This is a genomic window from Paenibacillus sp. ACRRX, assembly GCF_022346885.1.
Classification (GTDB): Bacteria; Bacillota; Bacilli; order Paenibacillales; family Paenibacillaceae; genus Paenibacillus_B.
The window spans coordinates 1-509 of sequence record NZ_JAKRNK010000031.1; the positions used below are offsets into that span (position 1 = coordinate 1).

Annotated in this window: 1 protein-coding gene; it reads left to right on the top strand. The window is 58.9% G+C overall.

The genetic code is table 11. From position 1 onward, the window contains the following. Positions 1-509, top strand: a 509-nt coding sequence (locus MH117_RS26450) for an AMP-binding protein (RefSeq protein ID WP_239334098.1), incomplete at both ends; no start/stop codon positions are given.

Consider the following 509-nt stretch of genomic DNA (forward strand, 5'->3'; position numbering starts at 1 on the left):
TGCTGCCGGTAGGCGGCGAGAAAAATCCGGCGGTCATACTGGAGACGATTGAACGTGAACGCATAACGACGATGCACTTCGTGCCATCTATGCTGCATGCCTTCCTCGAGCATGTGGAACAACTGTCGCAGGCCGAGCGTGAGCGCAGCTTGCAGCCGCTGCGGCAAGTGTTTACGAGCGGCGAAGCGCTGCTCGCATCACAAGTCGAGCGCTTCCAGCGCTTCATTGCACCCGTGAATGGGGCAAGGCTGATCAACCTGTACGGACCGACGGAAGCCACCGTCGACGTCACGTACTTTGATTGCGAAGCTGGCCAGCCATATGTGAGCGTGCCGATCGGCAAGCCGATCGACAATACACGGATCTATATTGTAAGCGGACAAAATCAGCTGCAGCCTATTGGTGTGGCGGGTGAGCTGTGCATCGCGGGCGTGGGACTGGCGCGCGGCTACTGGATGCGGCCGGAGTTGACGGCGGACAAATTTGTGACGCTGCCGTCTATGCCGTCT